Source organism: Pseudomonas sp. TE21435, from assembly GCF_056279265.1.
This window is the reverse complement of the sequence record NZ_JBWBQZ010000001.1, coordinates 881,422-904,359: the sequence shown is the minus strand read 5'-3', so window position 1 is coordinate 904,359 and position 22,938 is coordinate 881,422. Positions and strand designations below refer to the sequence as shown.

Sequence of the window (22,938 nt, the reverse complement as noted above, 5' to 3'; positions counted from 1 at the left end):
GCACTGGTTATACATACAGACCGCCTACTGGGGCAAGTGCGCTGGATCAACGGTCACGCGCTGCTCCACGAACCGGCCGGCAGCGGCCGCAGCCACAGGTCGCGCCGCCCCAGCAACTGATACAGGCGCCGTGCCTGGCTGCCGAGCGTGCCGGCGTACAGCGCCCGCAACTGCGCGAGCTGCAGGCCGCTGGTATCCACCAGCCACTGGCTGACAGGCTCCGGACAAGGCTGGCCCTGCAGGGCACGGTGCAGGTATGGCAACGCCACGCGCATACCGGGATGGCAGCGCAGCACGAAGGCTTCGAGGTTGTGCCCCTGCGCGTCGAAGGGGGTGAACAACTGGCAGACCAATTGCGCTTCATTGACGCCATAGGCCGCAAGCAGTCGCGCCTGGGCCTCGTCGCGCAAGGCCCGCCCCTGCGGCCAGGCCACCGCCGGCTGGCGCAAACGCTGGTAGAACGCCTGCGCGCCCTCGCGGTAGGTACGCTGCTCGAGGTACTGCGCCTTGAGGCCATGCAGGTGGGCCAGCGGCAAAGGGTCGAACAACCCTGCCGGCCCCTGGGCATGCCAGGCCTGCGCCTCCTCCCGACCGAGCATGCGGTCAAGGTGCCCGCCGTCATCGGGATGGCGCAGCAGATCCTCCACCGTCATCAGGTGGGTATCGCCCCAAGGCTTATCGTGCATGGGCGCTGTCGGCGACTGCCAAGGGTCGGACAACATCTGGTGCAGCTGTTCGACACCGGCGGCCAGGACGCTGTGGGGTGTCACGGTGTGCGCGACCTCCCCGCTATGGCGCAGGCAACGCCGCCCCCAGGCCAGCAGGCGGTGGCGCTGGGCAAGCGGCGCGGCGCTGACCAGGAGCTGCTCGCCGTCTTGTCCACCCAGCACCTGCCCAAGGCTGGCCCCCACATCCAGATACCCCCTGGCGCCGAGCAAAGCCCCGGGCTGCCCGCCGGCGAGGTGCCCGAACAGCAGCCAGGCGTTACCCGCGGCGGCCAATTGTTCGGCCGAACAGGCCTGTCGGGCACCAAATGGGCCAAGCTGCCCGCCATCGGCGCGCAACAGCTCCACCCGTGGATCATCGTGCAGGAACAGTGCGCTGAAGCAACGGTCGTGAAGGGCCAGGGCGGTGTCGTCGAGGGTGGGCAGGCGGGCCGCCAGCACCCGCAGGCGGAAGGTGGCGGCGTGGCGAATGGCGATACTCAGTTGCGCGGCGCGCAGGCAGGCCAGCAGATGCGCGCTGCGCCGGTCCACGCCGTGCAGGGCCAGTACCCGCAGGTTGCCGATGTATTCCTGGCCGCCAGCGATGACCAGCAGGCGCTGGATCAGCAACTGCACCGAGGCGCGCTGGGCCTGGGCTCATGTGCTCCAGCAGGCGCTGCAGGACTTGCTGGTAGATATAGTGCATGGCTTGGTCGTGGGTCTCGGTCATGCTATCGCTCCATCTCCCTGACGGCTTCGAATTGAAGTCCGATTCTGGCAGATGAATAGCTGACCGGGTTTGAAGGAAACTTCCCAAAACCGGGTAAGAAAATTAGCAATGTTTGGCAGTGAGGCCGCGAACCAAGGCCCGCCCCTACAGGGCGGGCGTCATGCCACGGCGGTAGAAGCGCGCTTGCCCGGCGCTGGCGTCGGCAGCGTCAGCCCTGCCCGCCCATGTCCAGCACCACCCGGCCACCGCAAGGGCAGGCGTCCATATGCCGGTGCGCCTCGACCACCTGCTCGAACGGGTACACCTTGATGATCTGCGGTGTCAGCAGCTGGTCGGCGGTGAACTGGTTGATGTCGCGCAAGGCCCGTTGCAACGCCACCTGGTCCTGGGCGATGCCCAGCTCCGGCTTGCCGGTGAAGTTGCCGATGCAGTGCACATGGAACTGGATGTTCTTCTGGAACGCCGCGCAGGCCGGGAACGGCGTCTGGTTGCCGCCCTGCAGGCCATACAGCACCAGGTTGCCACGTGGCGCCAGGACATCGCCGAGCAGCGACATCTGCGGGCCGCCCATGCCGTCGAGGACCATGTCCACGCCACGGCCATCGGTGTACTTGCCGATCTGCATCAGCAGGTCCTGCTCCTCGGTGACGATCACCTTGTCCGCGCCCAGGCCCAGCAGGTATTCACGCTGCTCGGGTTCCTTGGTGGCAGCGAACACCTTCAACCCCAGGGCCTTGCCCAGTTGCACGAAGGCCGGCCCGGCGCAGTGGCTGGCGTCGGTGACCAGCGCGGTCTGCCCGGCCTTGGCCCGGGCCAGGTCGACATAGGCGAAGTAGGCGATCAGCAGCGGGGTGTAGTGCACGCTGGCCTCGATCGGGGTCAGCACGTCAGGGTAACGGGTGATGGCGCTGCGCGGCAGCACGATCACGTCACCGTAGACCGGATGGTCGTTGGGGCTGGTGGCCGGGAAGCTGGCGACCCGGTCGCCCACCGCGATATCGTCCACGCCCTCGCCGACCGCGGTGACCACGCCGGCCATCTCATGGCCGATACCCGCCGGCAGCCGCGCCTGGGACGGCGCCAGGTTCTGCCGCCAGAGCACGTCGTACCAGCTGATGCCGATCGCCTCGACGCGGATCTGCACCTCGCCGGTGGCCGGGGACGGTTCGGCCTGCTCCTCGCAACGGAGCACATCGGCCTGGCCGAACTTGTGGAAACGGATCATGCGGGACATCGCATACCTCGCCTTTGTGAATCTCGTATTACCACGGACTTTATCCGGGCTTTCACGGTTGGACCATCAGTGGCTGTTAATAGTCGACATGCCTGTCATTGATTGGGCCCCTGACAAATCTGTGCATTGGCACCCGGAAATCGGTGCAGGGTACCAGCCTTTGGCCTTAAGATTCACCCCTGCCCCACTTCAGGCGAGCCGCATCGAATGAATCGTAACGACTTGCGTCGCGTAGACCTCAACCTGCTGATCGTGTTCGAGACGCTGATGCACGAACGCAGCGTGACCCGCGCCGCCGAGAAACTGTTCCTCGGCCAGCCGGCGATCAGCGCCGCGCTGTCGCGCCTGCGCAACCTGTTCGACGACCCGCTGTTCGTGCGTACCGGCCGCAGCATGGAGCCGTCGGCGCGCGCCCACGAGATCTTCGCCCTGCTGTCGCCGGCGCTGGACTCGATCTCCACCGCCGTCAGCCGCGCCGCCGAGTTCGACCCGGCCACCAGCAACGCGGTGTTTCGCATCGGCCTGTCGGATGACGCCGAATTCGCCCTGCTGCCCCAGCTGCTCAAGCGCATCCGCGCCGAGGCGCCCGGCATCGTGCTGGTGGTGCGCCGGGTCAACTACCTGCTGATGCCCACCCTGCTGGCCTCCGGCGAAATCTCGGTGGGCGTGAGCTACACCAGCGACCTGCCGGCCAACGCCAAGCGCAAGGTGCTACGCCGCAGCATGCCCAAGCTGCTGCGCGCCGACAGCATGCCCGGCAACATCACCCTGGACGACTTCTGCGCCCGCCCCCATGCGTTGGTGTCGTTCGCCGGCGACCTGTCCGGGTTCATCGACGAGGCGCTGGAGGAGATCGGCCGCAAGCGCCATGTGGTGCTGGCCGTGCCGCAGTTCAACGGCTTGGGGAGCTTGCTGGCGGGGACCGATATCGTCGCCACGGTGCCGGATTACACCGCCGATGCCCTCACGGCAGCGGGCGGCCTGCGGGCCGAGGACCTGCCGCTGGAAGTGCGCAGCTTCGAGCTGCACATGGCCTGGCGCGGGGCGCAGGATAATGATCCGGCGGAGCGGTGGTTGAGATCGCGGATACAGATGTTCTTCGGCGACCCCGATAGCCTCTGATCAAGCTCCACCAAGCAAAACACAGCCTTCAAATACATCTACCAATTTGGAGATAACAACGATCTATCCAGCCATCATGCCTTAGACAGCTCGCCAATCTTCTCCAGCCGCGCCCGCACGATATTGCGGCTGATGCTCAGCAAGCGCCCGGTCTGCAGCTGATTACCGTGGCAATACCGATACGCCGCCCTGAACACAGTCTCCTCGATATGCTCATACAAGTTCGGGACATTCTGCTCGAATAGCGCCAGCAAAGCGCTTTCCAATTCAGGCGGTGTCGCGCTCGCTGCCGGCAAGTAAGCCTGTGCAACAGGCGCCGCCAGCTGTGGCCGGATATCGACCAAGTGCAGGTCCGCCGGTGCCACCACCTGATACCGGCACACCAGCAACGCATGGTGAATGGCATTTTCCAGCTCGCGGATGTTGCCCGGCCAGCTATGCGCCAGCAACTTGCGCTCGGCATCCGGGCTCAGCGCTGCCCGTTCGTAACCCAGCCGTCGGCAATGTTCTTCGATGAAGAATTCCGCCAGCGGCAGGATGTCTCCTGGCCGCTCACGCAAGGGCGGCAGGCGTATCGTTGCGACGTGCAGGCGGTAGAACAAATCCTCTCGAAAATGCCCTGCCACCACCGCATCAGCCAGGTTGACGTTGGTTGCCGCCACCAGCCGCACGTTGATCGGTATCGGCGTACGTGAGCCCAGGCGCACCACCTCACGCTCCTGCAGCACGCGCAACAACTTCACCTGCATGTTCAACGGCAGGTCGCCGATTTCGTCGAGGAACAGCGTGCCGCCATTGGCAGCCTCGAACCAGCCGGCCTTGTTGCTGGTAGCGCCCGTGAAAGCGCCTTTCTCGTGGCCGAACAACTCGCTCTCCACCAGGGTTTCGGCAAAGGCGCCGCAGTTCACCGCCACGAACGGCTCACGCCCTCGGCGGCTAAGGTGGTGGATATGCCGGGCGACGAGCTCCTTGCCGGTACCGGTTTCGCCGATGATCAGGGTATTGGCCTCGCTGGGTGCCAGGCGCTCGATGCGGCTGAGCAGCTCCTGGGAGCGCGGGTCCTTGAACACGAGCACAGTGGCGCGTACCGACTTGGTCAGCTCGCGGGCATTTGGGTGGGTGATCAGCGACATGGGGGCATTCCTGGCAGTTGACGCGCAGGCCCATAGTGCATGAAACAAATTAGATCAAAAAATTATTAATTAGCATTTGAATATTCGAATTGGAAATATTCGATTTTTCAACAATCGACTGCTGCTACAGCAGCAATCCGCCAGCACTGCCCTGCCCGCCGATCAGCAGCCCCTGCCCTTCACGCCCACTTCCCTTTGGCTGGAGGCCCTGTAGATAAAGGGCTGTAGCACCTAACAGCATGCTGGCATGCATTTCGCTCCTGGCCTGTAGAAACCTTTGCCTGGAGCTGCACATGAACAATCCCTGGCGTCACGCCCTCGCCCTGCTGGGCGGTCTGTTCCTCAGCCTGGCTGCGCTGGCAGCCGAGCCACCGGCGGCGGTGCGCATCGCCATCGTCGCCTTCACCCAGGGCGGCGCACCGGTGTTCGGTGGCATCCCTGGGCGAGTGATCGAAGAAGGCTGGCTGGAACAGCAACTGGCCGCCCGCGGCGTGAAACTGCAATGGACCGCCCTGCCCCATGCCGGCGCCGGGCCGCAGATCAACGAAGGTTTCAGCAACGACAGCCTGGACTTTGCCGTGCGCGGCGACCTGCCCTCGGTCATCGCCGGTGCCGGCCAGGTGCCGGGCAAGCTGGTGGTGCCGGGCGGCAGCGGCAACAACATCTACCTGGTGGTGCCGAGCAACTCCACGGCACGCAGCATCCAGGACCTCAAGGGCAAACGCCTGGCGCTGCACCGCGGCCGGCCATGGGAGTTCGCCTTCAGCAATTTCCTGCAGAGCCAGGGCCTGCAACTGAGCGACTTCAAGATCGCCAACCTCAACCCGCAGGTCGGTGCCGCTGCGGTGTCTGCCGGTAAAGTGGATGCCGCCGTGCTGCTCAACGAAGCCTACGCCCTGGAAGACAAAGGCGTGGCGCGCATCCTCTGGTCGACCAAACAAGGCGCCAACGACTGGCGGCTGGTCTCCGACCTCTGGGGCACTGACCGCTTCGTGCAGCAGCACGCCGACCTGACGCAATTGGTTGCCACCGCCTGGGTGCGCGCGGCCTGGTGGATCTCCCAGGAGCACAACCGCGACGCCTACTACGCGCTGTCTTCGCGCGCCGGCGTCAGCGAAAGCGTGCTGCGCCGTGACGACCAGGACGACCCGGTGGCCTGGAAGGTGCGCTGGGCACCGAAAAGCGATGCCCAGCTCAAGGCCCACTACGACGCCCTTGGCCAGTACGCCTTGGCCAACCGGCTGATCCGCACCCCCTACGACATTACCAGCGACCTGGCCACGGGCTTTACCCGCCAGGCGTTGATCGACCTGCAACTGACCCACTACTGGCCATCCTTCGACGCCCAGATCAGCCAACACCCTTGAGAGACTTTCCCATGAAACTGCCTGCTTCGCTCGTCTTCGGTCTCAGCGCCCTGGCCCTGTCCATCGGCGCCATGGCCGCCGAAACCTACGCCCCCAAACCAGACCCGCAACAGGGCGATGGTCGTGTGTCGGCCTTCTACACCTGGACCAAGGCCATCCCCGCTACCCCCGGCAAACTGCTGCGCAGCGAACCACTGGAGCAGGCGCTCAGCCTGCCCAATGCCGCCAGCGCGCAACGCCTCCTTTACACCTCGCTCGATGGTATCGACGGCAAGACCCCAATCGTGGTTTCCGGTGCGCTGTTCATCCCCAAAGGCAAGGCACCAGCGGGCGGCTGGCCGGTCGCCAGCTGGGGCCATGGCACCGTCGGCGTGGCGGATATCTGCGCGCCGTCCTGGGCAGGCCGCAGCTACCGCGACGTGCAATACCTCAATCGCTGGCTCGATGAAGGCTATGCCATTGTCGCCACTGACTATCAGGGCCTCGGTGTGCCGGGCGGCCACCCGCTGCTGAACAACCGCATGGCCGCCTACGGCATTCTCGATGCGGCCAAGGCCGTGGTCGCAGGCGTGCCGGGGCTGGCCGACAAGGTGTTGATCATTGGCCAGTCGCAAGGGGGTGCCGGGGCCTTTGCCGCCGGGGCCTATGCGGCGACTTACGCGCCCAAGCTGGGCGTCAAGGGCAGTATCGGCACGGGTGTGATCTACACCGTGGGCGCGAAGAATGTTGGCGAACAGGACCAGGACAAGGTCGACCCGGCCCTGGCCTACGGCTTCTATACCCTGCTGGCCGCACAGCAGTATGACCCGAGCATCGACCCGCGCGACTTCTACACCGACAAGGCCCTGCCGCTGTTCGAGCAAGCGCGCACCAGTTGCCTGTCAGCATTGGTCAGCGACGTGGTCGGTACCGGCCTTACCCCGGCCAACGCCAAGAAAGACTACAAGGGCGATCAGCTCAAGCCATGGCTGGCGCAGGTGTCGTACCCGACCCTGAAGCTTGCCCAGCCGATCTTCATTGGCACCGGCGCCGAGGACAAGACCCCCGCTGCCACCACTCAGGTCGCGCTGATGCAGGATGCCTGCAAAGCCGGCTCGGTGGTGCAGGGCCACCTCTACAAGGGCCTGGGCCATAGCGAAACGGTGAATGCGTCGCTCAAGGACTCCATCCCGTTCGCGCGCCAGGTCATCAGCGACCAGCCGGTCACCCCCAATTGCAGCCCAAGCGTCCAGTAAGGAGGCCAGCCCATGAGCATCGAATTCTTTACCCGCCTGCCCCTGCATGGCGAAACCCAGTTTCTCCCCGGCGACCCGCGCAACCGTGGCGACTGGCATGCGGGCGGGCCCAGCACCGGTGCGGTGTCGGGGTTTGCCGTGGGTGACCACTTCACCTATATCGACTACCTCGGCCAAATCGCCCGTGCCGCAGAAATTAATGGCTTTGGCGGCGCGCTGATGGTCAATGCCCCCACTGGCGAAGAGCCGTGGACGGTGTGCTCGCTACTGGCCCGGGAAACCCGCTCGCTGAAGTTCGTCACCGCGTTCCAACCCTATCACTACACCCCCTGGGTGGCCGTGCAGCAGGCCGCGACCTACCAGCGCGCCACCGGCAACCGCCTGGTGTGGAACATCATCAACGGCGGCTCGGATGCCATCCAGCGCCAGGTCGGCGACTTCGAAGACCATGACCAGCGCTATGCCCGCGCCACCGAGTTCATGGACGTGGTGCGCGGCTACTGGCACCACGAGCAGTTCCATTACCAAGGCACCTACTACCGCGCCGAAGGCGGTGGCCTGCGCGGCCCGCTGAAAAAGGCCGAGCTGCCGCTGATCTGCACGGCCGGCTCGTCAGTGGCAGCACGGGAGTTCGCCGCCAAGCACGCCGACTTCTATCTGATGCGCGCTGAACACCCGGACGAGATTGCTGCGCTGATCGCAGATATCCGCGCCCGCGCGCTGAAGTGGGGCCGCACCGATATTCGCTTCGGCCTGTCCATCGACGTGATCGCCCGCGAAACCGAAGACGCAGCACTGGCCGAGGCCAAGCGGTTCTTCGACGAAGGCGTGGCCAAGGGCACGGTCAAGGCGCGCGCCGCTCACGCCGGCCTGCGCACGGCGCGCAAGCTGAGCTACGAGCATGACTACAGCGACAAGGACGAGCAACAGGCCTTCGACGACTTCTTCATCCACCCCAACGTGTGGACCGGCTTCGGCTACATCGGCATCCCGCCGGGCTGCGCGCTGGTGGGCAGCTACGCCAACGTGGTGGCGCGTATCCGCGAGTACCACGGCATCGGTGTCGATCTGTTCTTCCTTGCCGGCTACCCGCACCTGGAAGAAGCCTACCGTATCGGTGAGCACATCCTGCCGCACTTTCGTGAGCAGCGTGCAGCCCTTGCCCGCCCGGTAGCCGAACCCGTGCCACTGCACGCCAGCAACGGAGCCTGACGCCATGGCCAGGGACGGTTACCCACTGAACCGGCGCAGCTTTCTCGGCCACGTCGGCGTACTGGCCGGCGGGCTGCTGGCCGGCTGCGGCCCCGCCGACAGCCCGAACCCTGCCGTGGCCGACGAGCCACGCCATGGCGGGCGCCTGCGCCTGGGTATCATCGACGGCAGCCAGAGCGGCAACCTCGACGCCCACAAGCCTGTCGGCAGCGGCATCGTGCGTGGTTTTGCCTTGTACAGCAAGCTGTGGGAGTGGGACGAGCAGATGCAGCCGCGCCTGGCCTTGGCCGAGTTCGCCGAGCCCAATGCCAACGCCAGCAGCTGGACCTTGCGCCTGAAGCCGGGGCTGGAGTTCCACCACGGCAAGACCATCGACGCCGACGATTTGATCTTCTCCATCCGCCGCCTCACCGACCCGCAGCTGGCCTCGCCCTATGCGGCGCTGCTGCACTGGGTGGACCGCGACAACCTGGTCAAGCTGGATGAGCGTACCGTGCGCCTGGGCTTTCGCGAGGGGCGCAGCTACCTGCCACTGCCGGAAACCTGGGTCAACTTCGGCGGCATCGTGCCGGTGGACTACCACCCGGTCACCAACCCGGTCGGCGCCGGGCCGTACAAACTGAAAAGCTTCACCCCAGGCCAGCGCTCGCTGTTCACCCGCTTCGACAATTACTACAAGCCTGGCAAACCGTATGCCGATGAACTGGAAATCATCGACTTCAAGGACCAGACCGGCCGCCTGGCGGCGTTGCGTGCAGGGCAGATCGACATGGCCAACGTCATGTCCACCGAACACCTGCAGGTGCTGCAGGCCGATCCACGGTTACGGTTGCTGAAATCGGTGAGCGGCAACTGGCTGTCGTTCGACATGAACACCGCCAAGGCGCCGTTCGACGATCCGCGTGTGCGCGAGGCGTTCCGCCTGCTGGCCGACCGTGAGGAGCTGGTACGCCGTGCGCTGAATGGCCAAGGCCGGGTGGCCAACGACCTGTATGCACCGTTCGACCCAACCTTCGACCACAGCATTGGCCCGCGCCCCTATGACCCGCAGCGCGCAGTGCAGTTGCTGCGCGAAGCCGGCCATGAACAGTTGCAGGTGGAACTGGTGACCACCCCTGGCCCGGGGTTGGCTTCGGCCCTGGTGCTGGCCGAACAGGCCCGGCGCGTCGGCGTGACACTCAACGTGCGCCAGGTCGACCTGGCCACCTTCCAGGGACCGCAGCGCGACGACTGGACCTTGAGTACCGGCGGCAGCATCGGTGCGCCGTTCCTGGCCAGCGCCATCCACACCGATGCGCCGTTCGCGGTGGCCAACAAGACCCACTTTCATGACCGCGAATTCAACGAGGCCTTCCTTGGCGCCATGGCCCAGCCGGACCTTGCGCAACGCAAGGCGCTGGTGCACCGGGCGCAACGTATCCAGTACGAGCGCGGCGGCATGCTGATCTGGGGCTTTGCCGACCTGCTCGATGGCGTCAGCACCCGCGTGGGTGGCGCGCAGGCCGAGCAGTCGCTGTTCAGCACCTGGCGGTTCGAGAGCTTGTGGCTCAGAAGTTGACCTGCAGGCCCTCTACCGCCTGTCCTGGCCCTATCGCCGGCAAGCCAGCTCCCACAGGGATAGCGCCAGCCTTCAAGCCCATGCAGTCCCTGTGGGAGCTGGCTTGCCGGCGATAGGGCCGGGACAGGCAACACAAAAAACAAACCAACCGCAGGCGCGGCTGCGCCCTCGTTTCTCCCACATTCTTACTATTGAACGAGGCCCAGCCAATGCCCCGCGTTACCTTGCTGCACCCCAAATTCCAGCCCAGCGCCCTGGCGCTGGCCATTCTGGCCGGCAGCCTGCCGCCAGCCCACGCCGAAGATACCCAGCTGCAAACCGTCACCGTGCAGGCCAAACAGGCCGACGACGACGCCCTGCCCACCCGCCCACCGGCCTCGATCTACGGCGGCCTGGAAGCCAAGGTGCTGGACACCCCGCGCTCGGTCACCCAGATCAATGCCGAACAATTGGCCAACGACCCGATCCGCAGTTCCGACGACCTGGTCAAGTACGCCCCCGGCATCACCCGCGGCGGTGGCCAGAACGCCGGCATCGCCCCGCAGATGCGCGGGCAGAACACCGAGGTGTTCCAGGATGGCCAGCGCGCCTACGGCGTGCGCCACCCGGCCAACTTCAATGCCTACGAAGGGGCCGACATCGTCGCCGGGCCGTCCTCTGTGACCTACGGTTCGGTCAGCGGCAGCGGTGGCTACGTCAATTACTTGAGCAAGAAACCCGACTTCAACCGTTTCCGTACCAAGCTCAGCGGCGAAATCGGCAGCTGGATCCCCGATGGCGAATCGCGCGATGCCACCAAGTTCAGCATCGACAACACCGGCCCGCTGACGGACAACCTGGCCTACCGGGTGAGCATCACCCGCCAGCGCCAGGAAGACTTCTACGACAACGTCGAGAACAACTTCGACGCCTTCTATGGCGCGCTGGCCTGGCGCAACGACAACCTGCGGGTTGACTGGAACGCCGCCTACGACGACTACTACGACTACAACATCACCCACGGCTGGAACCGCGCCACCCAGGACCTGGTCGACCACGGCAAGTACTACGCCGGTCGCGCCACGCCAATCGTCCAGAACGGCAACAACTTATGGTCGCCGGTGTTCTCCTCCGGCGCCGCCGACGCCCAGGTGCTTGGCTGGGTCCAGCGCCAGCGCAATGCTCAGGGCCAGTATCAGGTAGTCGATGGCAGCTTCCAGAATGCCTCGCCCAATACCCAGGCCAACCCCGGCAGCCTGCGTGGCTGGGTCTACGACCCGTCGCTGGCAGGCAACGGCCTGACTTCGTTGTCGTCACAGACCGGCCAGCGCGCGCAGGATGAAAACCGCTCGCGGCGCTTTACCACGCAACTGCGCGTCGAAGGCGACCTGACCCCATCGATAACCCTGGCCAACAGCACCTTCTACCAGCACTCCACCGACACCACCGATGCCGTCGGGGCGTTCCAGGTGCAGGGCAAGGACGACATTTTCGACAACCGCTTCGAATTTCGCGCCCGTGGTCAGTGGCAACTGGGCGACCTGACCCTGGTCGACGACAGCAACACCGGGCTGATCTACCGCCGCGAGCGCAACGAGTCGATCGCCGCCAACAACAGCTTCGGCAGCACCATCAACGCCTATGACCTGACCCTCGACCCGACCTTGAAGAACCCCGGCGACCTGCTCGGCCTGAGCGGCCGTAACCCCGCCGGTGGCAACGCAGCCTGGATCGGCCAACCCGGCGTGCCGCAGTTTTCCAGCTACTACGGCTGGCTCAACCTGCCCGCCATGTACCCGGCCGGGCACGGCCTGTATGCAGAATCGGTGGCGCCCTACACCGCCGACAGCACCTGGACCACCAAGACCCTGTTCAGCCAGCACAACCTGCGCCTGGGCGAACGTGTGGGCCTGAACATCGGCGCCAGCCGCAGCTGGATCGACGCCCGTATCGAAAACCCCTTCGTGCTGCCCGGCGGCAACCCGCGCAAAGACTCGGACAACTACCGGCTGTTCTCGGTGCAGGTAAGCCCCTACGTAAAACCTACCGAAAACAGCACCCTGTACTACACCTTCGACCGCTCGCTGGCGGTGAATACCGGCTTCTTCACCAACGGCCTGGGTTGGGGCAGCGGCACGGGGGCCAATCAGCTCAACCCGCTGGCCTTCGAAAGCCTGAGCGTGCTGCATGAGGTCGGGTTGAAAGTGGAAGCGGTGCCTGACCAGCTATTCCTTACCCTGGCCGCCTACAAACAGGCCCGCGACCAGTCGCCGGACAGCAACAACAACATCGCCCGGCTGATCGTCAAAGGCTGGGAAGCGACCCTGCGCTACCAGGACCAGCACCTGCGCGGCGGCCTCAACCTCAGCCGCATCAGCGCCTACAACGAGTTCACCAGCCAGGCCGGGTTCGCCTCGGCCGGATTCATGCCCGATAACGGCACCGTATTCGGCGACAACAACAGCCTGAATCAGCGCCCGTCCGGCAAGTTCGATGCGGTGCAGATCCCCGAATACAACGCCGGCGGGTATATCGACTACCGCTTCGACTCGGGGTTTGGCGTCGAGCTTTCCGGCTGGTGGACCAGCAGCTGGTACCTGAACCTGAGCAAGACGGTGAAAGTGCCGGACGAATACAACCTCGACCTTGCCGTGTACTACCGCCAGCCGCAATGGGGCGTGACGGTGCGCATGCTCAACGTCACCGACGAGCTGAATTTCGTCAGTGGCCTGGCCGGTTCGACCAACACATTCCTGCAACCGATGCCGGGCCGCACGCTGCTGGCCCAGGTCGATTACCAGTTCTGATCACCCTCAACCTGAAAGGCTAGGCGAATGCTCCACCAGCGTCCGGGTATAAGCATCAACCGGACGCCCAAGAACCTGATCAGCAGCCCCCTGCTCCACCACCCGTCCCTGGCGCAACACCAGCACCCGGTCGGCAATCGCCCGCACCACCCCAAGGTCATGGGTCACGAACAACACCGTCAGCCCCTCTCCCTGCAGTCGCTTCAGCAAGGCCAGAATCGACGCCTGCACCGACACATCCAGCGCCGAGGTAATCTCGTCACACACCAGCAACTTCGGCTCGCAGATCAACGCCCGGGCAATCGCCACCCGCTGGCGTTCACCACCGGACAAGCTATGCGGGAACATGTCCGCCACGCGCGCCGGTAGCGACACCCGCTCCAGCACGGCCTCGACCCGCTGACGCGCTTCACCGCCACGGACCCCGAAAAAGTGCGCCAAAGGGGCGCCGAGCGTTTGCCCTATCGTGTGCCTTGGGTTCAAGGCCCGGTAGGGGTTCTGGAACACATACTGGATCTGGTGACGCAACCCGGCATCCCGTTCACGCGCTGCAAACGCCAAAGGTTTGCCGGCGTAGCTGAGTTGCCCCTGAACGTTTTCGCCCAGCCCGGCAATCGCCCTGGCCAGGCTGGTCTTCCCCGAACCCGACTCACCCACCAGCGCCAGGCACTCCCCTTGCCCCACCCGCAGGGAAACATCGAACAGCACCTGGCGATCGTAGGCGACATCCAGCCCCCGGACCTCCAGCAACACTGCTGCGCCCGGCGCAGCAGCAGCCTCGACAGCCGTCTCACCGAGGGACAGCGGCTCTCTGTGCGGCACCAGGCACGCCACCCGATGCCCGCTGTCGTGCGCCAACAACGACGGCTCGATTACACAACACTCTGCACGACGCCTGCCGCAGCGCGGCGCAAACGCACAGCCATCCGGACGCTGCCCCGGTGCCGGTGCGTGCCCGGCAATCGCCTGCAACGGCTGGCGCCGGGCAATGTCGGGAATGGCCGCGAGCAAGGCGCGGGTGTAGGGATGCAGGGGTGCGCCGAACAACGCCTCGCGCCCGGCCACTTCCACCAGTCGGCCCGCGTACATCACCATCACCCGGTCGACCAGGTCACGCACCACCGCCAGGTCATGGGTGACGTAAAGGGCCGCCACACCCTGGTCACGGCACAGCCGCTTGAGGGTCTGCAGCACATGGGCCTGGGTGGTCACGTCCAGTGCGGTGGTGGGCTCGTCGAGTACGATCAGGCGGGGGCGCAAGACAAACGCCAGCGCCAGCATCACCCGCTGTTGCTGCCCGCCAGACAGTTGATGCGGGAACCGCCGCAGGAAGGCGTCGTCATCGGGGAGGCCTACATCCAGCAGGGTATCGCCGATGCGCTGGCGTGTTGCCTCACTCGACAGCGCAGGCTGGTGCGCCAACAGGGTTTCACGCAGCAAGGCCCCCAGGCGCAACGCCGGGTTCAGTGCCGTGGCCGGGTCCTGGGCCACGTAGCCGACCACCCCGCCACGGGCCAGGCGCAGGGCCTCGCCTTCGAGCTCGAGCAGCGATTGCCCGGCCACCACTACTTGCCCGCCAACAATGCATGCGCCTTGCCGGGCATGGCACAACAACGCAGTGGCCAAGGTGGTCTTGCCCGAGCCAGACTCGCCGACCAAGCCAACAATCTCCCCTGCCGCAAGGCTGAAGGACACCTCGGCCAGTACATCGACCTGCCCGGCAAGCTCTACCCGCAGGTCGCTGACCTGCAACACTTCACTCGCCACATTCAACAGCGCGCTCATGGCTGCTTCTCCCCAATCCGTGCACTGGCCCGGCCAATGCCTTCGGCAAGGATGTTGGTGCCATAGGCAAACACCCCGATCAGCAATGCAGGGGCCAGTACGGCCCAGGGCTGCACCAGCAGGCCGGCCTGGTTTTCGTTGATCATCAAGCCCCAGTCCGCAGCGGGGGGTGCCACTCCATAGCCCAGAAAACTCAAGCCGGACAGCATCCCCACTGCCCAGGTCAGCATGTTGCCGAAGTGCACCAACAGCGGCGTGAGGATGTTCGGCAGGATTTCATGAAAGAGGATGCGCCAACGCGGGTAACCCATCATCTGCGCCGCCTCGACATACTCCTGCCCGGCCACCGCCACGGCACTGCCCCGGGCCAGACGGACAACCCCAGGGATAAAGGCGATCGCCACGGTCAAAACGATCAGCCAAGGCGCCCGACCGAGCATGGACACGATCAACAGCACCAGAATCAGGTCCGGGAACGCCAGCGATACATCCGCCGCCCAGCTGATTAGCTGATCCAGGCGCCTGCGCGAGAAGCCGGCCAACAGGCCCAGGCTGCCGCCCACCAGCAATGCGAGGGTGGCTGCAGCCACCGACATCCACAGCACCGACAGGCCGCCGCTGAGCAAGCGTGAAAGCAAATCATGGCCCAGAAAATCGTGCCCCAGCGGTGCCCCGGCAGCCGGGGGGCCGTACACCGGCCCGACCATCGCCGTGGGCGCGTGGGGTGCCAGCCAGGGGCCGAAAGCGGCCAGCAGCGCCACCAGCAAGGTGATCACGGCGCCCCGGCGTATCTGCGGGTCGGCCAGCCAACGGGAATCAGTCATGGGTGGCCTCCTGGGCAGGGGTGCTGCGCGCACGCCGCCACCATGGCCGAATGCCACGGCGGATACGGCGGATCATCCGCACCCGACGTGCGGTGCGCAGTTTGGGGGTAAGCAGCACGGTCAGCAGGTCGGCCAGCAGGTTGATCAACACCACCGCCAAAGTGATGACCAGCACCACCGCCTGGATCATCGGCAGGTCGCGCATCTGGATCGCGGCGTTCAACGCCGTACCGATGCCCGGGTAGCTGAAGATCACTTCGGCCAGCAGCGCACCGCCGACCAGTGTGCGCAACGTCAGCGCCACGCCCTGGATCGCCGGGGTCAAGGCATTGGGCAAGGTATGCCGCCAAACGATTCGCCGCTCGGGGATGCCACGCAGGCGCGCGGCGATCACATACTCGGACTCCAGTGCCTCGATCATTGAAGCCCGTACCATGCGCGTGAGGTACGGCAGCGCAGACAGGCTCAGCGCCACGACCGGCAACACCAACGACGGCCACTGCCGCCACAACGACAGTTGCGGGTCGAGGATCGACACCGCCGGCAGCCAGCCCATGCCCGGCATGGAAAACAGCAGCACCAAACCGATGGCCAACAGAAAGCCCGGCGTGGCCTTGAGCAGGATCAACGCCGACAACCCCCAGCGGTCGAGCCGGCTGTCACGGCGCAGGGCCAGGCTCACCCCCAGCAGCAACGCCAGCGGCACCACCAGCGCCAGCACCCCGGCCAGCAAGGCCAGGGTGTGTCCGAGGCGGCCGAACAGCAGCTGCGCCACCGGTACCTGGGAGTCCAGCGAGATGCCCAGGTCCCCGCATAACAAGGCACCGAACCAACGCAGGTACTGCAGCAGGATCGGCTGGTCGAGGCCCAGTTGCCGCTGCAGGGTGAGGATGCTTTCCAGTGGCGCATCCGGGCCGAGAATCACCCGCGCCGGGTCCGAGGGCAGTGCCTGGGTGGCGATGAACACCACCAGGCTGATCACCCAGGCGGTCAGCAACCCATAACCGAGGCGGCCGATGAACCAGGCCAGCCAGGCCGGCGTGCGGGGGGTGTGGTGAGCGTCAGGCATTGGGGTTCAACCAGAGTTCATCGAAGCGCCAGGAGGCGAAGGTGGTCTGTTCCGGGGTAAGCCCACCGACCTTGGCCGACGCGGCATCCAGCACGTCGGCAAAGCCCCAGATCAGCAACCCGCCACGTTCGTGCTGGATGACCTGGGCTTCATGCACCAAGGCCGTGCGCCGCGCCAGGTCGGGCTGGGCCAGGGCCTGCTGGAACAGCTCGCTAAAGCGTGGGTCGTGGAAGTTGCTGCGGTTATAGATCGCCTGCGGCGCATCGTTGTGCAGCGCCGAGGCGAGAAAGCCGCGGGCTGGGGTCGAGCCCGGCGACAGTTGCCATTGCTCGCGTTGCGGGCCATTGAACACCGAGCCATCGACTTGGTTGACCTTCACCTGCACCCCAGCCTTCAGGGCCTGCTGGGCAAACACCAGCGCGGCGTTGACGCCAGGCCCAGATGTGGTGGTCAGCTCGACGCGCAGATCACTTTGCCCAGCCTGGCGCAGCAGCGAACGGGCTTGGTCCAGGTCGTAGGGGCGCTGGGCAATGGCGTGGTTGTAGGTAGGGTCGTGAGGCGAATACAGGTCGTTGGCCACCCGGCCAAAACCATTCAAGCCACGCGCCACCAGTTCCTGGCGGTCGGCCAGCAGGCGGAACGCCTGGCGCACGCGCACATCCTGGAACGGCGCCTTGGCCAGGTTCAGGTTGAAACCGGTGAACGAGGTGGTTGGCGAGGCATACAGGCGCAGCCGTGGGTCGGCCTTGAGCAACGCACTGTGCTCGGCCTGCACACCGCTGGCCACGTCGATCTGCCCGGCGCGCAGCGCTGCGGCGCGTGACACCTGGTCCTTGAATTCGATGATTTCCAACTCGTCCGCATAGGGGCGATTGGGTTTGTAGTAATTTTCAAAGCGGGTGTAGAGCGAGCGCTGGCCGGGAATGAAGCTTTTCAGGCGGTACGGCCCGGCGCCGACCGGGTTGGTCACCGGATGGTAATCGGTAGGCACAATGCCGCCGAAACTGATCAGCGTCTCGTCCAGTGGGTAGAAGCTTTGCCCCTGCTTGAAACGTATTTCGATGGTGCGCTCGTCCAGCTTGCGCAACGCCTGCCGGTCGATAGCGCCGACCAGCCCGGCGAATGGCGAGGCCAGTTGCGGGTCGGTCAGGCGCAGGATCGAGAACAGCATGTCGTCGGCAGTTATACTTTTGCCGTGGTGGAACTCCAGCCCCGGCTTCAGGCGGATGGTCCAGGCACTGGCATCGGCATTCGGCTCGGCGAACTCGGCCAGCGCCAGGCGCGTGCTTACATCGGCGTTCCATTCCCAGAACTTGGCGTACAGCGCCCAGCCACGGATGATGCCGCCGCCTACCGGCTTGTGTGCATCGAGGTTACCGGCCTGGTCACCATCGATAATGCCCACCCGCAAGCGCCCGCCACGCACCGGCGTACCCGGTAGCAGCGCCGTGGCGGCTGCCGGCGCGCCGCTGTCGCAGCCGCTGAGCAGCCCGCCGCCGAGCAGCAGGCCGCCACCGACGGCCAGGCTGTTGCCGAGAAACACCCGGCGCGAAAACAGCTCGCTCATCACCCTCTCCTCACGCCGGTTGCGTCACGTCGGGCTTGCTGGCTGCGCCCAGGCGCGGCACTTCAAAGCCATGGTCCAGGTCCAGCAGCGGGAACAGCAGGTCAGCCACCCGGTGCGCCTCGTCAATCAGCGGGAAGCCGGACAGGATGAACGCCGAGGTGCCCTGCGCTTCGTACTCGCGGATGCGTTCGGCAACCTGTTCGGCGCTGCCGACCAGGTAAGTGCCGGCTGCAGGGCCAAGGATGTTGAAACCGAACAGGCTGGGGCCCAGCCAGACGTTGGGGTAGATCTCCAGCTCACGGGCGGTGGGCAGGCGCCCGGCGCGGATGCTGTCGAGGTTGCGCTGGATACGCGGGTCGTCGCTGACGTAGTTGTCGAAGGTTTGCCCGGGAGGCAACTGCCGTTCAATGGCCGCGCGCGCGGTGGCCAGCGAGGTCCGTTGCAAAAGGCGCTCTGCATGGGCCCAGGCTTCTTCCTCGGTCTCGCGCACGATCACTTGCAGGCGGGTACCGTAGGTCAGTTCACGGCCGATCTTCGCCGCCTCGGCTGCCACCCGGCGGAACTTGTCGCCGAGCTTTTGCGGGGTGTCGGCGAAGCTCAGGTAAACATCGAGCAGTTGCACGGAGTGGGCCACACCCGGTGCCGAGGTGCCAGCCCCCCACAGCGGGATGCCGGGCTTTTGCTTCGGTGGGTGCCAACCGCCCAGCGGGTGTTGGGCAGCGCCTGGCGAACGGGGTGAAAGCTTGACGTAGCGGCCATCGTAACCGGCGGTTTCACCGGCGTAGAAGCTTTGGAAGGCGCGCCAGTATTCCAGGCTGAAGTCGTAGCGTTCATCGTGCGGGTAATGCACGCCCAGGGTGGCCAGGCCAGCGTCGTTGCCGTTGACCACGTTGAACAGAAGGCGGCCGTTGGAGAACTGGTCGAAGGTGAGCGCCCATTTGGCCAACACGGCTGGCGACAGCTCGCCCGGGTGTTGGGCAACCAGGAAGCGCAGGCGCTTGGTCGCGTCGATCAGCGCTGCCGACACGGCCAGGCTTTCATTGGGGCTGGAGCCGAGCAGCGAGCCGTAGAAACCCAGGCGGTCAGCGGCGATGGCCAGTTGCTTGAGGTGCTCGAAGTCGGTGTGCCAGCGCCCTTCTGGCTCCCAGGGGTGCGGGCCGTCCGGCGTGGTGAGGTACCAGAGTATTTTTACTGCCATGGGGTGAATCCTTTTCTGGAAGGGGGCGCGCCGCGCCCCAGCGATCACATCAGCTACGCCGGTCAATACCCGGCACCAGGCCCAGCTCGGTAGCCCGCTCATACAACCCGCTCATCTTCCACTGCTGGGTCAGCACCCCCGGTCCATACGGCCGCGACCCACCCAAGGCATCGGCCAACAGTTGAATCTGCGCGCCCTCCTCCAGCAACAGGATGAACTCCGCCGTGGCCCGCAGCCCCTGCTTGCCCCATACCGTGGCGCCGCCATTGGCTTCCAGGATCGCCAGGTAGAACGGGTTTTCGGCGATCTTGTCGAGGATGAAGTCGACCTCGGCCTGGCGCCGGTCGATGTACACCGGCAGCTCGCGGGCCAGCTGGTAGCGCTGCACCGGCACATAATGGAACGGCAAGGTACGGTGGGTTTGCGCCCAGGCCCCCAGGTACGGGCTGTGCACGTGTGACACGGTGGTGATGTCGGCGTGGGTCTGGAACAGCTTGGTGTAACGGCCCAGGCCACCTTTGCCCTTGCCGACGATGACGTTGCCGGCAAAGTCGGTCACCGTGGCCTGCAGCGGCTTGCGGTGGTGCCACGGGCCGCCGTAGTTGACCGCTACCAGCAGTTCTTCGCCGGGCACGCGTTCGATAAAACCGACCGTGCCATTGGCCGTGATGGTGTTGGTTTCGCGAAATACGCTGAAGGCCGCTTCGGCTTCGGCCACCACCTGGTCGATGAAGGCTTGTAGTTCGGCAGTGACGGGGCGTTCGTTGATCAGTACGGTCATGTTCAATCTCCAGTCAAGTCAGGCGCGGCGCTGGGCCAGCAATTCTTGGGCAGCTTGCAGGGGCCGCGGGTCGACCCAATCGGCGATGGCGAAGTCGGCCTCGAGGAAGCCGTGCAGGTACAGGAAGTCCTTTTGCGTGCCAAGGAAGGCCAGGCGCTGCTCGGACAGGTCTGGCGCCAGGGTGGTGTGGAAGTCACCCCGGTAGGCCTGCGCCACGCCTTGGCTGCCGGCGCGGGTTTCTTCTTCGAGGATGCGGTTGAGCGCGTCGCGGTTGTTGGCCGCCCAATCTGCGGCACGCAAGGTCTGGGCAAGGAAGCGCACCACCAGCTCGAAGTGGTCGTCGAGCAAGCGCTGGTGCACGGTGATCGGTCGTGGCGTGCCGTTGTTGATGCGGTGGCGGGGGTCGGCCAGCAGGTCGAGGTCGACGCCGACCACCAGGCCCAGCCGACGTGCCGCATCAGCCGCTGCAGCGCCCTTCACGTACACCGCATCGACTTCACCGCGCGCCAGGTACTCCAGCCCCGACCACAGCCGTTGCAGGCCCAGCTGCGGGGGTTGCAGCGTTGGCCTGGTCGAGCAGGGCCACTTCCACCAGTTGCACATCACCCAGCTGCAGGCCAGCCGACGCCAGGGCGCCTTTGTAGCCGTGCAGGCTCATGGCCCGGGCGATGCTGCCGGGGCGGCTGTCGCCCCAGGCCGGCAGGGCCAGGCGCTTGCCGCGCAGGTCGGCGGCGCTGCGGATGCCGGAGTCCGGGCGGACCAGAATGGTTTGCCATTCTTCGATCCAGGTCAGGCCGATCAGCCGGCTGGGCGAGCCAGCAGCGCGTGCGGCCAACGCCGGTACGTTGCCGCCTTCGCGGAACAGCCCGGGCAGCTGGTGATCGTAGTGGTGATGGCCAAGCTGGCGGGCCTCCTGCAGGGTCGAGACCGGCAGGCCGTCGAGGGCGAATTCCTGCTCCAGCCAGCCAAGCTTGTAAGCGATGCCAGAGGCGGTGGGCACCGGGCAGCGGGTGAACCAGATGCGTTCCAGGGCAGACAGGTCGTGCGCGGGGCGTATTGCGGTGGGGCTTGCGAGGGTCATGGGGTGGCTCCTTGGGCGTCGTGCAAGCACCATTGCAGTGTGCGTGCCAACCGCTGGAGGCCTTGATTTCATTGGCGTTGGATGTTTTGACAGGGCGCTTGCTGCTGGAGTGGGAGCAGGATTGCGGGTGGGGTGCTGCCAGATCAGCAGGGCGGCTGCTGCCCTGGCAACAAAAGGTTGCGCAAGCCGCGCAGCACGGGGCCTGAACAGGGGTGGCAAAGATATTGCTCGAGGGGTTCATGCCGCGCTGTGGCCAATTGCGGGTTCACCCGCGAGACAGGCCCACTGGCCCCTTCAGACATAGCCGAGACCTCTCCATGAGTGCCATAGAACCCTCCCCTGCCCGCCGCCTCACCAGCGCAGCCGAAGCCCTCGAAACCGCCCGCCAGGTCGCTGCAAAAATCGCCGAGCTGGCCGCCGACCCGAGCAACAACGGCCAGCTCCCCCGCCGCCAGGCCGAGCTGTTGTCCAGCAGCGGCCTGACCGCCATCGCCGTGCCGGCCGAATTCGGCGGCCTGGGTGCCTCGGTGCAGACCGTGGTCGAAACCGTGCGCCTGGTGTCCACCGCCGATGGCGGCGTCGGCCAGTTGCTGCAGATTCACAACGTGATGCTGCGCGGTATCTTTACCGGCTACCCGGATGAAGTACGCGACCGGCTGATCGCCGATGTACTGGCCGGCAAGCGTTTCGGCAATGCCCTGGCCGAAGTCGGCGGCAAGAACAAGTTCGCCCTCAAGACCCGCGTCGAACGCAACGCCGATGGCCAGTGGGTGCTCAACGGCAGCAAGTTCTACTCCACCGGATCCTACCTGGCCGAGTGGATCTCGCTCACCGCCGCCAGCGAAGACGGCGGTGTTGGCGTGTTGCTGCACCGTGACACCCCAGGGCTGACCCTGGTCGATGACTGGCAAGCCTTCGGCCAGCAGAACTCGGTGAGCGGTACGGTGAATTTCGACAATATCGTGCTCGACGAGCGCTACCTGACCCGTCGCAGCGGGCCGATGAAGCGCACCGGCCTGACCTTCCCGCAGATCCTTCACGCGGCCATCGACACCGGCATCGCCGCTGGCGCCTTGCAGGCTGCCATCGCGTACCTGCGCGAGCATGCCCGCGCCTGGGTGGAGAGCGGCGTCGAGCGTGCCAGTGACGAGCCCCATGTGATCCGCCAGGTTGGCGAATATGCCGTGGCCCTGCGCGGTGCCGAGTCGGTGCTGCGCGAGGCCGCGCGGGTGTTTGACGATCACGAGCGCGACCCGGAAAACAAGGCCTTGCAGGATGAGCTGATTCTTTCGGTGGCCACCGCCCGCGCGCATTCCGATGCGGCGTCACTGAAGATTTCCAGCGACCTGTTCTCGCTGCTGGGAGCCAGCGCGTCGCTGAGCAAGTGGAACCTTGATCGCTTCTGGCGCAATGCCCGGGTGCACACCACCCACGACCCGATCCGTTGGCGGCTGCACAACGTCGGCAACTACTACCTCAACGGGGCGGACCCTGGGGAGTACACCGCGGTGCTCAACGCCAAGGAAAACCAGGGCGCTACCCGCCGTTGAAA

General features: G+C 65.6%; 16 protein-coding genes and 1 pseudogene. 7 read left to right on the top strand and 10 right to left on the bottom strand.

From position 1 onward, the window contains the following. Positions 1-53 precede the first annotated feature (53 nt). Positions 54-1,340, bottom strand: a complete 1,287-nt coding sequence (locus tag ACZ9C1_RS04075) for a hypothetical protein (RefSeq protein ID WP_476253630.1) — start codon at positions 1,338-1,340, stop codon at positions 54-56. A 302-nt stretch (positions 1,341-1,642) separates the two neighbouring features. Then, positions 1,643-2,668, bottom strand: coding sequence for a zinc-dependent alcohol dehydrogenase family protein (locus ACZ9C1_RS04070; RefSeq protein ID WP_102684953.1), 1,026 nt, complete (start codon positions 2,666-2,668; stop codon positions 1,643-1,645). Between the two features lie 207 nt (positions 2,669-2,875). On the opposite strand from ACZ9C1_RS04070, the gene ACZ9C1_RS04065 reads away from it, so the two are divergent. Next, complete coding sequence (locus tag ACZ9C1_RS04065; RefSeq protein ID WP_046855927.1) at positions 2,876-3,790, top strand: LysR family transcriptional regulator; 915 nt, start codon at positions 2,876-2,878, stop codon at positions 3,788-3,790. 74 nt (positions 3,791-3,864) lie between these two features. On the opposite strand, the gene ACZ9C1_RS04060 is transcribed toward ACZ9C1_RS04065, so the two are convergent. After that, positions 3,865-4,923 (bottom strand): sigma-54 interaction domain-containing protein, encoded by a 1,059-nt coding sequence (locus ACZ9C1_RS04060; RefSeq protein ID WP_277503690.1) that lies wholly within the window; start codon positions 4,921-4,923, stop codon positions 3,865-3,867. Positions 4,924-5,216: 293 nt separating this feature from the next. On the opposite strand from ACZ9C1_RS04060, the gene ACZ9C1_RS04055 reads away from it, so the two are divergent. The 5 genes from ACZ9C1_RS04055 (at position 5,217) to ACZ9C1_RS04035 (ending at position 13,081) form a co-directional block, all read left to right on the top strand. Next, positions 5,217-6,290 (top strand): ABC transporter substrate-binding protein, encoded by a 1,074-nt coding sequence (locus tag ACZ9C1_RS04055; RefSeq protein ID WP_277503688.1) that lies wholly within the window; start codon positions 5,217-5,219, stop codon positions 6,288-6,290. A gap of 11 nt (positions 6,291-6,301) precedes the next feature. Further along, positions 6,302-7,525, top strand: coding sequence for a lipase family protein (locus ACZ9C1_RS04050; protein ID WP_457378070.1), 1,224 nt, complete (start codon positions 6,302-6,304; stop codon positions 7,523-7,525). 12 nt (positions 7,526-7,537) lie between these two features. After that, entirely contained in the window at positions 7,538-8,737 is a 1,200-nt protein-coding gene (locus ACZ9C1_RS04045) for an LLM class flavin-dependent oxidoreductase (RefSeq protein WP_476253629.1), read from the top strand. 4 nt (positions 8,738-8,741) lie between these two features. Beyond that, positions 8,742-10,295 carry an ABC transporter substrate-binding protein gene (locus ACZ9C1_RS04040; RefSeq protein ID WP_476253628.1) on the top strand — a complete coding sequence of 518 codons (1,554 nt, stop codon included), beginning with the start codon at positions 8,742-8,744 and terminating at the stop codon, positions 10,293-10,295. Between the two features lie 209 nt (positions 10,296-10,504). Beyond that, positions 10,505-13,081 carry a TonB-dependent receptor gene (locus ACZ9C1_RS04035; protein ID WP_476253627.1) on the top strand — a complete coding sequence of 859 codons (2,577 nt, stop codon included), beginning with the start codon at positions 10,505-10,507 and terminating at the stop codon, positions 13,079-13,081. Between the two features lie 6 nt (positions 13,082-13,087). On the opposite strand, the gene ACZ9C1_RS04030 is transcribed toward ACZ9C1_RS04035, so the two are convergent. From ACZ9C1_RS04030 to ACZ9C1_RS04000, 7 genes and pseudogenes are all read right to left on the bottom strand, one after another. Further along, positions 13,088-14,866, bottom strand: coding sequence for a dipeptide ABC transporter ATP-binding protein (locus ACZ9C1_RS04030; protein WP_476253626.1), 1,779 nt, complete (start codon positions 14,864-14,866; stop codon positions 13,088-13,090). After that, positions 14,863-15,690, bottom strand: coding sequence for an ABC transporter permease (locus ACZ9C1_RS04025; RefSeq protein ID WP_102683984.1), 828 nt, complete (start codon positions 15,688-15,690; stop codon positions 14,863-14,865). The genes ACZ9C1_RS04030 and ACZ9C1_RS04025 overlap by 4 nt, the downstream gene beginning before the upstream one ends. Next, positions 15,683-16,759, bottom strand: coding sequence for an ABC transporter permease (locus ACZ9C1_RS04020; protein ID WP_476253625.1), 1,077 nt, complete (start codon positions 16,757-16,759; stop codon positions 15,683-15,685). Before ACZ9C1_RS04020 ends, ACZ9C1_RS04025 begins: the two co-directional genes overlap by 8 nt. Continuing rightward, complete coding sequence (locus tag ACZ9C1_RS04015; RefSeq protein WP_457378064.1) at positions 16,752-18,326, bottom strand: ABC transporter substrate-binding protein; 1,575 nt, start codon at positions 18,324-18,326, stop codon at positions 16,752-16,754. Before ACZ9C1_RS04015 ends, ACZ9C1_RS04020 begins: the two co-directional genes overlap by 8 nt. A gap of 10 nt (positions 18,327-18,336) precedes the next feature. After that, positions 18,337-19,524, bottom strand: a complete 1,188-nt coding sequence (locus ACZ9C1_RS04010; protein ID WP_457378063.1) for an LLM class flavin-dependent oxidoreductase — start codon at positions 19,522-19,524, stop codon at positions 18,337-18,339. A gap of 49 nt (positions 19,525-19,573) precedes the next feature. Further along, positions 19,574-20,305, bottom strand: coding sequence for a class II aldolase/adducin family protein (locus ACZ9C1_RS04005; RefSeq protein ID WP_476253624.1), 732 nt, complete (start codon positions 20,303-20,305; stop codon positions 19,574-19,576). Between the two features lie 18 nt (positions 20,306-20,323). Beyond that, a pseudogene (locus ACZ9C1_RS04000) lies at positions 20,324-21,386 on the bottom strand (ABC transporter substrate-binding protein). Between the two features lie 317 nt (positions 21,387-21,703). Here ACZ9C1_RS04000 and ACZ9C1_RS03995 point away from each other — a divergent pair. Next, positions 21,704-22,936, top strand: coding sequence for an acyl-CoA dehydrogenase family protein (locus tag ACZ9C1_RS03995; protein ID WP_277503667.1), 1,233 nt, complete (start codon positions 21,704-21,706; stop codon positions 22,934-22,936). The last annotated feature ends 2 nt before the right edge of the window (positions 22,937-22,938 follow it).

Excerpts from the sequence above, each read along its gene's own strand:
- ACZ9C1_RS04020 (WP_476253625.1), bottom strand. The coding sequence starts at position 16,759 with ATGCCTGACGCTCACCACACCCCCCGCACGCCGGCCTGGCTGGCCTGG.
- ACZ9C1_RS04050 (WP_457378070.1), top strand. The coding sequence starts at position 6,302 with ATGAAACTGCCTGCTTCGCTCGTCTTCGGTCTCAGCGCCCTGGCCCTG.
- ACZ9C1_RS04065 (WP_046855927.1), top strand. The coding sequence starts at position 2,876 with ATGAATCGTAACGACTTGCGTCGCGTAGACCTCAACCTGCTGATCGTG.
- ACZ9C1_RS04005 (WP_476253624.1), bottom strand. The coding sequence starts at position 20,305 with ATGACCGTACTGATCAACGAACGCCCCGTCACTGCCGAACTACAAGCC.
- ACZ9C1_RS04055 (WP_277503688.1), top strand. The coding sequence starts at position 5,217 with ATGAACAATCCCTGGCGTCACGCCCTCGCCCTGCTGGGCGGTCTGTTC.
- ACZ9C1_RS03995 (WP_277503667.1), top strand. The coding sequence starts at position 21,704 with ATGAGTGCCATAGAACCCTCCCCTGCCCGCCGCCTCACCAGCGCAGCC.
- ACZ9C1_RS04040 (WP_476253628.1), top strand. The coding sequence starts at position 8,742 with ATGGCCAGGGACGGTTACCCACTGAACCGGCGCAGCTTTCTCGGCCAC.
- ACZ9C1_RS04035 (WP_476253627.1), top strand. The coding sequence starts at position 10,505 with ATGCCCCGCGTTACCTTGCTGCACCCCAAATTCCAGCCCAGCGCCCTG.
- ACZ9C1_RS04070 (WP_102684953.1), bottom strand. The coding sequence starts at position 2,668 with ATGTCCCGCATGATCCGTTTCCACAAGTTCGGCCAGGCCGATGTGCTC.
- ACZ9C1_RS04060 (WP_277503690.1), bottom strand. The coding sequence starts at position 4,923 with ATGTCGCTGATCACCCACCCAAATGCCCGCGAGCTGACCAAGTCGGTA.
- ACZ9C1_RS04030 (WP_476253626.1), bottom strand. The coding sequence starts at position 14,866 with ATGAGCGCGCTGTTGAATGTGGCGAGTGAAGTGTTGCAGGTCAGCGAC.
- ACZ9C1_RS04015 (WP_457378064.1), bottom strand. The coding sequence starts at position 18,326 with ATGAGCGAGCTGTTTTCGCGCCGGGTGTTTCTCGGCAACAGCCTGGCC.
- ACZ9C1_RS04025 (WP_102683984.1), bottom strand. The coding sequence starts at position 15,690 with ATGACTGATTCCCGTTGGCTGGCCGACCCGCAGATACGCCGGGGCGCC.
- ACZ9C1_RS04045 (WP_476253629.1), top strand. The coding sequence starts at position 7,538 with ATGAGCATCGAATTCTTTACCCGCCTGCCCCTGCATGGCGAAACCCAG.
- ACZ9C1_RS04010 (WP_457378063.1), bottom strand. The coding sequence starts at position 19,524 with ATGGCAGTAAAAATACTCTGGTACCTCACCACGCCGGACGGCCCGCAC.